General features: G+C 65.0%; 1 protein-coding gene. It reads left to right on the forward strand.

Annotation, left to right across the window (positions count from 1 at the left end):
- The coding region (locus EII35_RS16170; protein ID WP_221739815.1) for a zeta toxin family protein at positions 1–448 on the forward strand (448 nt) is incomplete at both ends.

Raw genomic sequence — 448 nt, forward strand, 5'->3', positions numbered from 1 at the left:
TCATCATGGCCGGGCCACCCGGAGCGGGGAAGAGTCATGGGGTCGATGCGGTGCGCAACGCTCTGGGGCCGGAGGAGTCGAAACGGCTCGGTGTGGTGGAGGACGGTGTCATCACCGTGGACGCCGATGACGTGAAACAGGTTCTGCTCGGCAACCCCGTGGCGGGGCTGGAGATCGACCCCGACCTGCTGGCGCAGGCCCGGGACCACTGGGACCATCTGATCACCGAGCACGCCCCTGAGATTCTCGCGGATGGGAAACCCCTCCTTCGTGGTGAGCTGGCCACCTTGGTGCATTCCCTGTCCACGGCAACGGCCGGGAAGGTGCGGGAGAACCTTGTCGCCGCCCGGTTCGATGTCAAGATCGAGGGAACCCTGAAGGGGAAGGAGAAAGGTGCGCTCCTGGTCCAGCAGCTGAGGAAACGGCAGTACACCCAGGTCTGCATCGT

The sequence above is a fragment of the Arachnia propionica genome, assembly GCF_003932785.1.
GTDB lineage: Bacteria > Actinomycetota > Actinomycetes > Propionibacteriales > Propionibacteriaceae > Arachnia > Arachnia propionica_B.